Genomic DNA, 13,648 nt, shown 5'->3' on the forward strand with positions numbered 1-13,648 from the left:
ACACGGAATCTGATCTTCTACGTCTGTTGCGTACGGCGGGAGCACTGGGATGAGCGGAGCCCGAGGGGCGGGGGGCGGCAAACCGCCGGGGCGTACGCCGGGCAGCGTGCTGTCCGGGCTGGCGGTGGCCGTCGGGTGTGTGCTGTTCCTGGGCGGCTTCGTGTGGGGCGTTGTGCTCTACAAGCCGTACACCGTCCCGACCGACTCCATGGCGCCGACGATCGGCAAGGGCGACCGGGTGCTGGCGCAGCGGATCGACGGTGGCGAGGTGCGCCGCGGCGATGTGGTCGTCTTCCACGACCAGGTGTGGGGCGACCTGCCGATGGTGAAACGGGTCATCGGGGTCGGCGGCGACCGGGTCGAGTGCTGTGACAAGCAGGGCCGGCTGCGGGTGAACGGCAAGGTCCTCGAGGAACCGTATCTGCGCTCGGGTGAACAGGCGTCCTCGACGGCCTTCTCCACCACGGTGCCCAAGGGCCGGCTGTTCCTGCTGGGCGACCATCGGAGCGACTCCCTCGACTCACGGGTGCACCTCACCGACGAGGCCGGCGGCGCCGTGGAGCGGGGCGCGGTGACCGCCCGGGTGGACGCCACCGCCTGGCCGCTGGGGGCCTGGGGGACGGTGGGGCGGCCTGAGGCGTTCCAGGCCCTGCCGGGCGGTGTGTCGCAGCCGGGGCCGCTGAGGCTGATCCTGGTGGCGGTCGTCGTGGGCGCCGTGCTGATCCTGGCGGGCGCGGCCCATGGGCCGTTCGTCCGGCGCAGGGCGGGCGGCGGCGCGCGGCGGGACCAGGCGGCGGAGGGGAAGGTGGCCGCGCATGGCTGAGCGGACCGGCGAAGCCCAGCGGACCGGCACGGACGAGCGGCGGCTGCGGAAGGTCGCGCGGGTGGTGCTGCTGGATCCGCAGGACCGCATTCTGCTGCTGCACGGCTTCGAGCCGGACGATCCCTCCTCGACGTGGTGGTTCACTCCGGGAGGCGGTCTGGAGGACGGGGAGAGCCGCGAGCAGGCAGCCCTCAGGGAGCTCGCGGAGGAGACCGGGATCACCGATGCGCGGCTCGGCCCGCTGCTGTGGCGGCGGATCTGCTCGTTCCCGTTCGACGGGCGGCGGTGGGACCAAGACGAGTGGTACTACCTGTGTCGTACCCGACAGATCGAGGCCCGCACCGGCGGCGGGCTGACCGAGCTGGAGCGGCGGAGCGTGGCCGGGCTGCGGTGGTGGACGGCGGAGGAGCTGGCCGCCGCGACCGAGCCGGTGTACCCGACCCGGCTGGCGGAGCTGTTGCGTACGCTGCTCGCCGAGGGACCGCCGAGTGCACCGGTGATCCTGGAGACTGAGCGCGTCTGACGCACAATGGGGGGACGCACGGCTGAAGGGGAACATGCCATGAGCGCCGAGGACCTCGAGAAGTACGAGACCGAGATGGAGCTGAAGCTCTACCGGGAGTACCGCGATGTCGTCGGTCTGTTCAAATATGTGATCGAGACCGAGCGTCGCTTCTATCTCACCAACGACTACGAGATGCAGGTGCACTCGGTCCAGGGCGAGGTCTTCTTCGAGGTGTCGATGGCCGACGCCTGGGTCTGGGACATGTATCGCCCGGCCCGCTTCGTGAAGCAGGTACGCGTTCTCACGTTCAAGGACGTGAATATCGAGGAGCTGAACAAGAGCGACCTCGACCTTCCGGGTGGCTGAGTTGTCCACAGCGGCCCGGCCGTCCACAGAAATGCTCCAAGATCCCTGAGCGGGGTGCGGGGGCGTCACAGTCGGTGCCGGAGGTGGTGCCGAATGAACGCCCGAGGAGCACTGGGCCGCTACGGCGAGGATGTGGCGGTGCGCCGGCTGGCGGAAGCCGGGATGACCGTCCTGGAGCGCAATTGGCGGTGCCGGGACGGCGAGATCGACATCGTCGCGCTCGACGCCGGGGCGCTGGTGGTGTGCGAGGTCAAGACGCGCCGCGAGGGCGGGTACGAGCATCCGATGGCGGCCGTCGGCCCCGACAAGACCGAGCGGCTGCGGCGGCTGGCGGAGCGCTGGCTGGAGCGGCACGGCGGCCCGCCGCCGGGCGGAGTGCGCATCGACGTGGTGGCGGTGGTGCTGCCGCGCAGGGGCGCGCCCGTGGTCGAGCATGTGCGGGGGGTGGCCTGATGGGGTTCGCCCGCACCTGCTCGGTGGCGCTGGTCGGGGTCGAGGGCGTCGTGGTGGAGGTCCAGGCCGATCTGGAGCCGGGAGTGGCGGCCTTCACACTCGTCGGGCTGCCCGACAAGAGCCTGGTGGAGAGCCGGGACCGGGTCCGCGCGGCCGTCGTCAACTCGGGATGCGAATGGCCCCAGAGGAAGCTCACGGTGGGACTCAGCCCGGCGTCCGTCCCCAAGGGCGGCAGCGGCTTCGACCTGGCTGTGGCCTGTGCGGTGCTCGGGGCGGCCGAGCGCGTCGACCCGCGGGAGATCGCCGATCTGATGATGATCGGGGAGTTGGGCCTGGACGGCCGGGTCCGGCCGGTGCGCGGGGTGCTGCCCGCCGTCCTCGCCGCCTCCGAGGCGGGCTACCGGCAGGTTGTGGTCCCCGAGCAGACGGCGGCGGAGGCGGCCCTCGTGCCGGGCGTCTCGGTGCTGGGCGTGCGGAGCCTGCGCCAGCTGATCGCGGTGCTGACGGACGAGCCGGTGCCGGAGGAGGAGGCCCAGGAGCTGGGCCGCCCCGATCCGATGCTCGCCGGGCTCACCGTGCCCGGCGCCGGTATGGGCACCGGCGTCGCCGCGGTGCCCGGGGCCGGGGCCAGGCGGCCCGATCTGGCCGAGGTGGCCGGGCAGCGGGCCGCCCGCACCGCCCTGGAGGTCGCGGCCGCGGGCGGGCACCACCTCTTCCTCAGCGGGCCGCCGGGCGCCGGCAAGACCATGCTGGCCGAGCGGCTGCCCGGTCTGCTGCCACCGCTCACCCAGCAGGAGGCCCTGGAGGTCACCGCGGTCCACTCGGTCGCCGGGGTCCTCCCGCCGGGCCAGCCGCTGGTGGACACCCCGCCCTACTGCGCCCCGCATCACTCGGCGACCATGGCCGCCCTCGTCGGCGGGGGCAACGGTCTGCCGAGACCGGGCGCGGTCTCGCTCGCCCACCGCGGGGTGCTCTTCCTCGACGAGGCTCCCGAGTTCAGCGGGCAGGCGCTGGACGCCCTGCGGCAGCCCCTGGAGTCGGGGCATGTGGTGGTGGCCCGGTCCGCCGGGATGATGCGGATGCCGGCACGCTTCCTGCTGATGCTGGCGGCCAACCCCTGCCCCTGCGGGCGCCATGGGCTGATGGGCGACGTCTGCGAGTGCTCGCCCGCCACGGTCCGCCGCTACCAGGCGCGGCTGTCCGGTCCGCTGCTGGACCGGGTGGACCTGCGCGTCCATGTCGAGGCGGTGAGCCGCGCCGAGCTCACCGGGGCCGGTGGCGCGGCGGAGAGCAGCGCGTCCGTCGCGGCCCGGGTGCGGGAGGCCCGGGAGCGGTCCGCCGCCCGCCTCCAGGACACCCCCTGGCGGCTGAACAGCGAGGTGCCCGGCCATGAGCTGCGCACCCGCTGGCAGCCGTCCCCCGGCGCGCTGCGTGAGGCCGAGCGGGACATGGAGCGCGGGCTGCTCACCGCCCGAGGGCTCGACCGGGTGCTGAGGGTCGCCTGGACCGTCGCCGACCTGGCCGGGCACGACCGGCCCATGGCGCCGGACATCGCCCAGGCGCTGCAACTGCGCACCGGGGTCAGCCGCGGGGTGCCGGTCGGAGCGGGGGAGTACTGATGTCCGTTCCTTCGGCGGGCGGCCCCGGCGCCGTCCCCGCCCTGTTCCGCGAGCCCCGGCAGGGGCGCGATGTGCCGGGCGACGGCCGCGACACCCGGGGCGAGGGGTGCGACCTTCCGGGCGCGGGGCACGAGGTTCCGGATGAGGGGCAGGGGCTCCCCGGGCGGCGGGGTGTCCCGGAGGAGGAGCGCCTGGCGCGGGCGGCGCTCACCCGGCTCGTGGAGCCCGGGGACCAGACGGTGGGGCGCTGGCTGCGCCGCATGGGGCCGGAGGCGCTGTGGCGGGCGCTCACCGGCAAGGGCAAGCCACCGCCCGGGGCGACCGGGGACCGGCTGGCCGGGTGCGCCCTCCGGGCGGCCGCGCTGGACCCGGCCGCGGACCTCGCAGCGATCGCCCGGTGCGGAGGACGGTTCATCTGCCCCGGCGATCTGGACTGGCCCGGTCAGCTCGACGACCTCGGTGACACTCGCCCGGTCGGGTTATGGGTGCGCGGCCGGGCATCGCTGCGGATGTGGGCGCTGCGCTCGGTCGCCGTGGTGGGCGCGCGGGCCTGCAGCGACTACGGCGCGCATGTCGCGGCGACCCTCGGTGCCGGGCTGGCCGAGCGGGGCTGGGTGGTGGTCTCCGGGGCGGCCCACGGTGTGGACGGCGCCGCTCACCGAGGGGCGCTCGCCGCGGACGGGGCCACCGTCGCGGTGCTCGCCTCCGGTGTGGACGTCCCCTATCCGCGCGGGCATGCCGAGTTGATCGCGCGCATCGCGGAACAGGGCCTGGTGCTCGCCGAGTTGCCGCCCGGAGCGCATCCGACACGGGCCAGATTCGTGCTCCGCAACCGGGTCATCGCCGCCCTGACCCGCGGCACGGTCGTGGTCGAGGCCCAGTACCGCAGCGGATCGCTGGTCACCGCGCGCCGGGCACAACAGCTCGGGCGGTCCACCATGGGGGTGCCGGGACCGGTGACCAGCGGGCTCTCCGCCGGGGTGCACGAACTGCTGCGCGGGGAGGCCGTCCTGGTCACCGATGCCGCCGAAGTCGCCGAGCTCATCGGCGGCATCGGAGACCTCGCCCCCGAGCGGCGGGGGCCGCTGATCGAGCGGGACCTGCTCGATCCCGTGACGGCACGGGTGCTCGAAGCGTTGTCGGCACGGGGCGGCAACGACCTGCGGGAGGTGGCCCGGGAATCCGGGACCGGCTGCGACGAGGCCCTGGGCCGGCTCCACGAACTGCTCGCCCTGGGCTTCGTCGAACGTCATGGCGATCGCTGGGAGTTGATGCGTCCGGTGCGCCGGAGTGACGGCGCACGGCGAGGCGATCCCCCGAATCGGGGCAATCGGGTGAAAGGGTTGAGGCGATGACCGTATCCGCACACCGCCGAGCCGATGCCCTTCGCATACCGCGACGCCGCAGTCACGCTACGCTCACAAGGTTTCCGGCGGAAGCGTACGTCCGCACCCATGTCATGGCAGAACGGCTCAAGGCGACGAATGCCCCAGCACATCTCCGGGTCTGACAGCGCGGCGCCGCCCGCGGCCCGCGGCGCGGTGCGCCCTGCCGCGCCCTCATCGCTCGACGAGCTGTGGCGGTCGTACAAGACCACGGGCGACGGCCGGCTGCGGGAGCAGCTGATCCTGCACTACTCACCGCTGGTGAAATATGTGGCCGGCCGGGTCAGCGTCGGACTGCCCTCCAATGTCGAGCAGGCGGACTTCGTCTCGTCCGGGGTCTTCGGACTGATCGACGCCATCGAGAAGTTCGACCCCGAGCGCGCCATCAAGTTCGAGACCTACGCGATCACCCGCATCCGCGGCGCGATGATCGACGAGCTGCGGGCACTGGACTGGATCCCGCGGTCGGTGCGCCAGAAGGCTCGGGCCGTGGAACGGGCGTACGCCACGCTGGAGGCCCGGTTGCGCCGCACCCCCTCGGAGGCCGAGGTGGCCGCCGAGATGGACATCGGCCTCGAGGAACTGCATGGCGTTTTCAGCCAGTTGTCGCTCGCCAATGTGGTCGCCCTGGAGGAGCTGCTGCACGTGGGCGGCGAGGGCGGTGACCGGCTCAGCCTCATGGACACCCTCGAGGACACCGCCGCGGACAACCCGGTCGAGGTGGCCGAGGACCGGGAGCTGCGCCGGCTGCTCGCCCGCGCGATCAACACCCTCCCGGAGCGGGAGAAGACCGTGGTCACGCTCTACTACTACGAGGGGCTCACGCTCGCCGAGATCGGTCAGGTGCTCGGCGTCACCGAGAGCCGGGTCAGCCAGATCCACACCAAGTCGGTGCTCCAGCTGCGGGCGAAACTCGCCGACGTCGGACGCTGAATCGTCCCTTCGGCATCGCCCTCCCGGCGGCCTCTTCCGTAAAGTGGACGGGTGCCCAGGATTCGAGCGGCCTCAGTGGCCGAGCACCGGACGATGCAGCGCGCGGCCCTGCTGGAGGCCGCCCGCTCCCTGCTGTCCGAGGGCGGAACGGAGGCGCTGACCTTCCCCGCCCTCGCCGAGCGCACGGGCCTCGCGCGGTCCTCCGTCTATGAGTACTTCCGCTCCCGCGCCGCCGTGGTCGAGGAGCTGTGCGCCGTCGATTTCCCGGTCTGGGCCGCCGAGGTCGAGGCCGCGATGGAGGGGGCCGACGGACCCGAGGCGAAGATCGAGGCGTATGTCCGCCGGCAGCTGGCGCTCGTCGGCGACCGCCGGCACCGCGCCGTGGTGGCGATCTCCGCCGGTGAGCTGGACGCCGGCGCGCGGGAGAAGATCCGGGCCGCCCATGGTGGGCTGATCGCCATGGTGGTCGAGGCCCTCGCGGCCCTCGGGCATGAGCAGCCGCGGCTCTCGGCCGTGCTGCTCCAGGGCGTCGTGGACGCCGCGGTCCGGCGCATCGAGCTGGGCGCGGCCGAGGACCCCGAGCGGATCACCGAGGCGGCCGTCGCCATGGCCCTGCGCGGCGTCCGGGGCTGACCTCCGCTCTTCGGTTTCTTCGCCGCCCCACCGGATGCGTGGGGCGGCGGCCCAGGCGGATCCGCGCCCAGACAGACGCCCCCACCAGCGCCGCTGCCGCCGGCAGCCGGGTGCCCCCGGCGGGGGAGGCGAGGGCGGTGACCACGGGCGCGTCGCGCACACCGAACACCGGAAGCAGTCGGGAGGGGCCGCCTCGCAGCATCGACGGCGGCAGCAGCGACAGGGGGTCGAGATAGCGGTCCGCGCGCCGCAGCCCCCAGTGCAGGCAGCCGGACCGGCAATGGAAGGGGCCCGGCGCCACCACGCCGACCACCTGCCCCGCCCTCACCCGCTCACCCTTCGCCACTGTGGCACGCACCGGTTCGTAGGTGGTGCGCAGCGGAGGGGAGCCGGTCCCGGACAGCTCGACCACCAGCACGCCACGGCCCGCGACCGGCCCCGCGAAGCTCACCCGGCCCGCTCCCGCCGCCCGCACCCGCTCGCCCGCGCGCGCCGCGAGATCGACCCCGCGATGCCCTGCCGCCCAGGGCGCCGGCGGTGGCCGCCAGCCCCTCAGCACGCTCGGCCGCACCGCGCCCGGCCCACCATCGACCGGCCAGGACCGCTCGCGGCCCCCGCCCGGATCCGCCACCGCGCTCCGTTCCGCCGCTGCGCTCCGTTCCGCCGCCGCGGCCGGTGTCGCCGGCAGGAGTGCCGCCGGAAGAGCCGGAAGAGGTGCCGCCAGCACCGGCAGCGCCAGAATCACCAGGGCAAGCGCCCGTCCCACCACAAGCCTTCGCATGTCCTCCACGGTGGCCCGGCGGCTCGAAACGGGTGGATCATGGGCGGAATCGGGGGACTACTCACGGGTTGTGGATAACGCCGTCACCCGGCACCGTACCCGTCCCGTACACTTCTTATGGCGATCCGGGTCACCGGATCGACTTCGCACGCCCCGCCACCGGCGCTCCGATCGCGCATCGGTCAGCTCGGTGGCCGCGCCCCTCGGTCTTCGGACGACACCTGAAAAGGGCCCCGTCCGTGGCAGGCGCGTCGGGACGTCAGGAGCGGCGGCCGCCCGGCCGCCGTGGAACCGAGTACCTCAAGGAGTACGGCCATGGCCGTCGTCACGATGCGGGAGCTGCTGGAGAGCGGCGTCCACTTCGGGCACCAGACCCGCCGCTGGAACCCGAAGATGAAGCGCTTCATCTTCACCGAGCGCAACGGCATCTACATCATCGACCTGCTCCAGTCGCTGTCGTACATCGACCGCGCCTACGAGTTCGTCAAGGAGACCGTTGCCCACGGCGGCTCCATCATGTTCGTCGGCACGAAGAAGCAGGCGCAGGAGGCCATCGCCGAGCAGGCGACCCGCGTCGGCATGCCGTACGTCAACCAGCGCTGGCTGGGCGGTATGCTCACCAACTTCTCGACCGTCTACAAGCGCCTTCAGCGCCTGAAGGAGCTCGAGCAGATCGACTTCGAGGACGTGGCCGCCTCCGGCCTCACCAAGAAGGAGCTCCTGGTCCTCTCCCGTGAGAAGGCCAAGCTGGAGAAGACCCTCGGCGGTATCCGCGAGATGCAGAAGGTGCCGAGCGCCGTCTGGATCGTGGACACCAAGAAGGAGCACATCGCCGTCGGTGAGGCGCGCAAGCTCCGGATCCCGGTCGTCGCGATCCTCGACACCAACTGCGACCCGGACGAGGTCGACTACAAGATCCCGGGCAACGACGACGCGATCCGCTCCGTCACCCTGCTCACCCGGGTGATCGCCGACGCCGTCGCCGAGGGCCTCATCGCCCGCTCCGGCGTCGCCACCGGTGACGAGAAGGCCGACAAGGCCGCGGGTGAGCCGCTCGCCGAGTGGGAGCGCGACCTGCTCGAGGGCGAGAAGAAGGCGGACGAGGGCGAGGCCAAGCCCGCCGAGGCCGCCGCGGACAAGCCCGCCGAGGACGCCAAGCCGGCCGAGGCCCCCGCTGCGGGCGCCGAGCAGGGCTGACCACTCAGACGTCACTCAGACGGTGTATGACGGCGGGGGACGGTGCCGGTGGCGCCGCCCCCGCCGTTCACCCGTAGAGCTTTCGACTTTCGAGAAGAGATTCACAGATCATGGCGAACTTCACCGCCGCTGACGTCAAGAAGCTCCGTGAGCTGACCGGCGCCGGCATGATGGACTGCAAGAAGGCGCTGGACGAGGCCGAGGGCAACGTCGACAAGGCCGTCGAGATCCTGCGCGTCAAGGGCCAGAAGGGCGTGGCCAAGCGCGAGGGTCGCAGCGCCGAGAACGGTGCTGTCGTCTCCGTCATCGCGGACGACAAGTCCTCCGGCGTGCTGGTCGAGCTGAAGTGCGAGACCGACTTCGTGGCCAAGGGCGACAAGTTCGTGGCCGTCGCCGACGCCATCGCCGCCCACGTCGCCAAGACCTCCCCGGCCGATCTGGAGGCCCTGCTCTCCTCCGAGATCGAGGCGGGCAAGACCGTCCAGGCGTACGTCGACGAGGCCAACGCGACCCTCGGCGAGAAGATCGTCCTGGACCGCTTCGCGCAGTTCTCCGGCGGCTACGTCGCGGCGTACATGCACCGCACCAGCCCGGACCTGCCGCCGCAGGTCGGCGTCCTGGTCGAGCTGGACAAGGAAGACGCCACGGTCGCCAAGGACGTCGCGCAGCACATCGCGGCCTTCGCCCCGAAGTTCCTCACCCGTGACGAGATCCCGGCCGAGACGGTCGAGAACGAGCGCCGGGTCGCCGAGGCCACCGCTCGCGAGGAGGGCAAGCCCGAGGCCGCCCTGCCGAAGATCATCGAGGGCCGCGTCAACGGCTTCTTCAAGGAGAACGTCCTGGTGGACCAGGCGTTCGCCAAGGACAACAAGAAGTCCGTCCAGAAGATCCTGGACGAGGCCGGTGTCTCGCTCAAGCGCTTCGCCCGTTTCCGCGTCGGCGTCTGAGCCGAGCAGCGAATGACCGGCGACCCCGATAGGGTCGTAGGCAGCCAACCGTCAACCGGTCGGCCGCAGATGTGACGAGGAGGCCATTGCCGCAGAGGTCGTAACAGGACCCGTCCGGCAGTGGCCTTCTTCGTATGTGCACGAGGAGATCTCCAATGAATCACGGCGCGGACGCCAAACAGGCCGCCGACGACAAGAAAGCGCACGGCGCGGCCCAGCACGGCCGCTTCCTGCTGAAGCTGTCCGGCGAGGCGTTCGCCGGAGGCGGGGGACTCGGTGTCGACCCGGACGTCGTGCACGCCATCGCCCGCGAGGTCGCCGCCGTGGTCCGGGACGGCGCCGAGATCGCCATCGTCATCGGCGGCGGCAACTTCTTCCGCGGTGCGGAGCTACAGCAGCGCGGTATGGACCGGGCCCGCTCGGACTACATGGGCATGCTCGGAACCGTCATGAACTGCCTCGCCCTCCAGGACTTCCTGGAAAAGGAGGGCATCGACTCCCGCGTCCAGACCGCCATCACCATGGGGCAGGTCGCGGAGCCGTACATTCCGCTGCGCGCGGTGCGCCATCTGGAGAAGGGGCGCGTGGTCATCTTCGGCGCGGGCATGGGCATGCCGTACTTCTCCACGGACACCACCGCGGCCCAGCGCGCCCTGGAGATCGACGCACAGGCCCTGCTCATGGGCAAGAACGGCGTGGACGGGGTCTATGACTCCGACCCCGCCCGCAACCCCGACGCGGTGAAGTTCGACGCGCTGGAGTACGGCGAGGTGATCACCCGGGACCTCAAGGTCGCCGACGCCACCGCGATCACCCTCTGCCGGGACAACAAGCTGCCCATCCTCGTCTTCGAGCTCCTGGCCGAAGGAAATATCGCGCGCGCGGTGAAGGGTGAGAAGATCGGCACTCTGGTGAGCGACCAGGGCTCCCGGGCCTGACGGCTCGTACGGGGGATGGACAACGGCCTGCCGGTCGGACACCGTGCAGGAGAAGACGCACGCAGGGGCGAGGCTCTGCTTACTGATAACACCAGGAGCAAGTGGTGATCGAAGAGATCCTCCTCGAGGCCGAGGAGAAGATGGAGAAGGCCGTTGTGGTCGCCAAGGAGGACTTCGCCGCGATCCGCACCGGGCGTGCGCACCCGGCGATGTTCAACAAGATCGTGGCGGACTACTACGGTGCGCTGACGCCGATCAATCAGCTGGCGTCGTTCTCGGTGCCCGAGCCGCGGATGGCCGTGGTCACGCCGTTCGACAAGACCGCGCTCCGCAACATCGAGCAGGCGATCCGGGACTCGGACCTGGGCGTCAACCCGAGCAATGACGGCAATATCATCCGGGTGGTGTTCCCCGAGCTCACCGAGCAGCGCCGCAAGGAGTTCATCAAGGTCGCCAAGGGCAAGGGCGAGGACGCGAAGATCTCGATCCGCAGCGTCCGGCGCAAGGCCAAGGAGTCCATCGACAAGCTGATCAAGGACGGAGAGGTCGGCGAGGACGAGGGGCGCCGTGCCGAGAAGGAGCTCGACGACCTCACGGCGAAGTATGTCGCGCAGGTGGATGAGCTGCTCAAGCACAAGGAAGCCGAGCTGCTCGAGGTCTGATGAACGACTCTTCCTGGGGGGCCCCACCGAGCGCCGGACTCCGGGGACCGGATCAGGGCACCGCACCCGGCTATGGCTGGGAGGTGCCCTCTTCTTCGGCGGGTCCCGTGCACGAGGTGGGTGGGGCGGCGCAGACTCGCCCCATGCCCACCGTGCCTCACGCAGGCGGCGACTCCGGCGAGGCCGCCGACCGTGACCGGGGGGCCGCCCAGCCGGGTGGCCCCCTCTTCCGCGACGAGCGGGAGCCGCCGCCCGGATCCCGGCAGCCCGCCGGGCATCCGCCGACGCCCCCCGACCCCGCGCCCGACCCGGCCCCGGCCGGCGGCGCGCGCAGCGGCGGTGCGGGGCAGGGGAAGAAGAAGAGCGCCGGCCGCAATCTGCGCGCCGCGATAGGGGTGGGCGTCGGCCTCGGCGTGATCATCGTGGCCTCGCTCTTCATCTACAAGCCCGTGTTCATCGGCGTGATAGCGGTCGCGGTGGTGGTCGGTCTCTGGGAGCTGACCTCGCGGCTGGCCGAGCGCAAGGACATCCGGGTCCCGTTGGTGCCGCTCGCCGTCGGCGGCGTCGCCATGGTCGTCGCCGGCTATGTGCGCGGAGCCCAGGGCGCGGTGGTGGCGGTGGCGCTCACGGCGCTCGCGGTGCTGGTCTGGCGGATGACCGAACCGCCCGACAACTACCTCAGGGACGTCACCGCGGGTGTCTTCGCCGCCTTCTACGTACCGTTCCTGGCCACCTTCGTGGCGCTGATGCTCGACACCGGAGACGGCCCGTGGCGGGTCCTCACCTTCCTGCTGCTGACCGTGGTCAGCGACACGGGGGCGTACGCGGTGGGCTGGCGCTTCGGCCGGCATCCGCTGGCGCCGCGGATCAGCCCCGGCAAGACCCGCGAGGGACTGCTGGGCGCGGTGACCTTCGCGATGGCCGCGGGCGCGCTGTGCATGCAGTACCTCATCGACGGCGGCGTCTGGTGGCAGGGCCTGCTGCTCGGCCTCGCCGCCGCGGTCAGCGCGACCCTCGGCGACCTCGGCGAGTCCATGATCAAGCGAGACCTCGGCATCAAGGACATGGGCAAGCTGCTGCCCGGCCACGGCGGGATCATGGACCGGCTCGACTCGCTGCTGCCCACCGCGCCGGTGGTGTGGCTGCTGCTGGTGATCTTCGTGGGCGGCTGACCACACCGGCCCACGGGCCCCGCGCCGCTCATGGCGCGGGGCCCTTCGTACGTCTGCGACACTGGGTGAACCATGCCTAAGCCCGGAGAACTCACCTTCGTCGCGCCGCGCGGGGCCAAGAAGCCGCCGCGGCACCTCGCCGACCTCACGCCCGCCGAGCGCCGGGAGGCCGTCGCCGCCCTCGGGGAGAAGCCCTTCCGGGCCGGTCAGGTGTCGCGTCACTACTTCGCCCGCTACGCCGACGACCCCGCCCAGTGGACCGACATACCGGCGGCCGCGCGCGAGAAGCTGGCCGCCGGGCTGCTGCCGGAGCTGATGAGCGTGGTGCGGCACATCAGCTGTGACGACGACACCACCCGCAAGACCCTGTGGCGGCTCTTCGACGGCACGCTCGTGGAGTCCGTGCTGATGCGCTACCCGGACCGGGTGACCATGTGCATCAGCTCGCAGGCCGGCTGCGGGATGAACTGCCCGTTCTGCGCCACCGGCCAGGCGGGCCTGGACCGCAATCTGTCCACCGCCGAGATCGTGCACCAGATCGTGGACGGGATGCGGGCCCTGCGCGATGGTGAGATCCCCGGTGGGCCGGCCCGGCTGTCCAACATCGTCTTCATGGGCATGGGCGAGCCGCTGGCCAACTACAACCGCGTCGTCGGCGCCATCCGCCGGCTCACCGACCCCGAGCCCGACGGTCTCGGTCTTTCCCAGCGCGGCATCACCGTCTCCACCGTGGGCCTCGTCCCGGCGATGCTGCGGTTCGCCGACGAGGGGTTCAAGTGCCGGCTCGCGGTCTCGCTGCACGCGCCCGACGACGAGCTGCGCGACACCCTCGTCCCGGTCAACACCCGCTGGAAGGTGCGCGAAGTCCTGGACGCCGCGTGGGAGTACGCGGAGAAGTCCGGCCGCCGGGTCTCCGTCGAGTACGCGCTGATCAAGGACATCAACGACCAGGCGTGGCGTGCCGACCTGCTCGGCCGGCTGCTCAAGGGCCACCGGGTGCATGTCAACCTCATCCCGCTCAACCCGACGCCCGGCTCCAAGTGGACGGCGTCCCGGCCCGAGGACGAGAAGGCGTTCGTGGCCGCCCTGGAGGCCCACGGGGTGCCGGTGACCGTCCGGGACACCCGGGGACAGGAGATCGACGGGGCCTGCGGGCAGCTGGCGGCTGCGGAGCGCTGAGGACCGGCTGATACGGTGCCTGAGCATCATCGCGTCATGTGATCGTCGCGGCGGT

Annotated in this window: 15 protein-coding genes; 14 read left to right on the forward strand and 1 reads right to left on the reverse strand. The window is 71.8% G+C overall.

Going from position 1 to position 13,648, the window contains the following annotated elements:
- Positions 1-49 precede the first annotated feature (49 nt).
- The 8 genes from lepB (at position 50) to N6H00_RS28500 (ending at position 6,717) form a co-directional block, all read left to right on the forward strand.
- Positions 50-823: a signal peptidase I gene (gene lepB / locus N6H00_RS28465; RefSeq protein WP_268974671.1), complete on the forward strand. Its 774-nt coding sequence runs from the start codon at positions 50-52 to the stop codon at positions 821-823.
- Entirely contained in the window at positions 816-1,346 is a 531-nt protein-coding gene (locus N6H00_RS28470; RefSeq protein WP_268974672.1) for an NUDIX hydrolase, read from the forward strand. The genes lepB and N6H00_RS28470 overlap by 8 nt, the downstream gene beginning before the upstream one ends.
- A 39-nt stretch (positions 1,347-1,385) precedes the next feature.
- The gene (locus N6H00_RS28475) at positions 1,386-1,694 is read left to right on the forward strand and encodes a DUF2469 domain-containing protein (protein ID WP_009714730.1); all 309 of its coding nucleotides are present in this window, start codon (positions 1,386-1,388) and stop codon (positions 1,692-1,694) included.
- 93 nt (positions 1,695-1,787) lie between these two features.
- Positions 1,788-2,147: a YraN family protein gene (locus tag N6H00_RS28480; RefSeq protein WP_268974673.1), complete on the forward strand. Its 360-nt coding sequence runs from the start codon at positions 1,788-1,790 to the stop codon at positions 2,145-2,147.
- Positions 2,147-3,766: a YifB family Mg chelatase-like AAA ATPase gene (locus N6H00_RS28485; RefSeq protein ID WP_268974674.1), complete on the forward strand. Its 1,620-nt coding sequence runs from the start codon at positions 2,147-2,149 to the stop codon at positions 3,764-3,766. The genes N6H00_RS28480 and N6H00_RS28485 overlap by 1 nt, the downstream gene beginning before the upstream one ends.
- Complete coding sequence (gene dprA / locus N6H00_RS28490) at positions 3,766-5,121, forward strand: DNA-processing protein DprA (protein WP_268974675.1); 1,356 nt, start codon at positions 3,766-3,768, stop codon at positions 5,119-5,121. The genes N6H00_RS28485 and dprA overlap by 1 nt, the downstream gene beginning before the upstream one ends.
- Positions 5,122-5,250: 129 nt before the next feature.
- Positions 5,251-6,084, forward strand: a complete 834-nt coding sequence (gene whiG, locus N6H00_RS28495) for an RNA polymerase sigma factor WhiG (protein ID WP_268974676.1) — start codon at positions 5,251-5,253, stop codon at positions 6,082-6,084.
- Between the two features lie 93 nt (positions 6,085-6,177).
- On the forward strand, positions 6,178-6,717 hold the full coding sequence (locus N6H00_RS28500; RefSeq protein WP_268977146.1) for a TetR/AcrR family transcriptional regulator: 540 nt from the start codon (positions 6,178-6,180) through the stop codon (positions 6,715-6,717).
- Here the strand turns inward: N6H00_RS28500 and N6H00_RS28505 are convergent.
- Positions 6,671-7,498, reverse strand: a complete 828-nt coding sequence (locus N6H00_RS28505) for a murein hydrolase activator EnvC family protein (protein WP_268974677.1) — start codon at positions 7,496-7,498, stop codon at positions 6,671-6,673. The two genes, N6H00_RS28500 and N6H00_RS28505, sit on opposite strands and share 47 nt — an antisense overlap.
- A gap of 315 nt (positions 7,499-7,813) precedes the next feature.
- On the opposite strand from N6H00_RS28505, the gene rpsB reads away from it, so the two are divergent.
- The 6 genes from rpsB (at position 7,814) to rlmN (ending at position 13,593) form a co-directional block, all read left to right on the forward strand.
- Positions 7,814-8,695 (forward strand): 30S ribosomal protein S2, encoded by an 882-nt coding sequence (gene rpsB / locus N6H00_RS28510; protein ID WP_268974678.1) that lies wholly within the window; start codon positions 7,814-7,816, stop codon positions 8,693-8,695.
- A gap of 110 nt (positions 8,696-8,805) precedes the next feature.
- Complete coding sequence (gene tsf / locus N6H00_RS28515) at positions 8,806-9,642, forward strand: translation elongation factor Ts (RefSeq protein ID WP_268974679.1); 837 nt, start codon at positions 8,806-8,808, stop codon at positions 9,640-9,642.
- Between the two features lie 155 nt (positions 9,643-9,797).
- Positions 9,798-10,580: a UMP kinase gene (gene pyrH / locus N6H00_RS28520; protein ID WP_137979772.1), complete on the forward strand. Its 783-nt coding sequence runs from the start codon at positions 9,798-9,800 to the stop codon at positions 10,578-10,580.
- Positions 10,581-10,684: 104 nt separating this feature from the next.
- Positions 10,685-11,242 (forward strand): ribosome recycling factor, encoded by a 558-nt coding sequence (gene frr / locus N6H00_RS28525; protein WP_268974680.1) that lies wholly within the window; start codon positions 10,685-10,687, stop codon positions 11,240-11,242.
- The gene (locus tag N6H00_RS28530) at positions 11,242-12,414 is read left to right on the forward strand and encodes a phosphatidate cytidylyltransferase (protein ID WP_268974681.1); all 1,173 of its coding nucleotides are present in this window, start codon (positions 11,242-11,244) and stop codon (positions 12,412-12,414) included. The genes frr and N6H00_RS28530 overlap by 1 nt, the downstream gene beginning before the upstream one ends.
- A 72-nt stretch (positions 12,415-12,486) precedes the next feature.
- A complete protein-coding gene (rlmN, locus tag N6H00_RS28535; protein ID WP_268974682.1) occupies positions 12,487-13,593 on the forward strand; it encodes a 23S rRNA (adenine(2503)-C(2))-methyltransferase RlmN in 1,107 nt (368 codons plus the stop codon).
- Positions 13,594-13,648: the final 55 nt, after the last annotated feature.

The sequence above is a fragment of the Streptomyces sp. S465 genome (assembly GCF_026898115.1).
Taxonomy (GTDB): domain Bacteria; phylum Actinomycetota; class Actinomycetes; order Streptomycetales; family Streptomycetaceae; genus Streptomyces; species Streptomyces luomodiensis.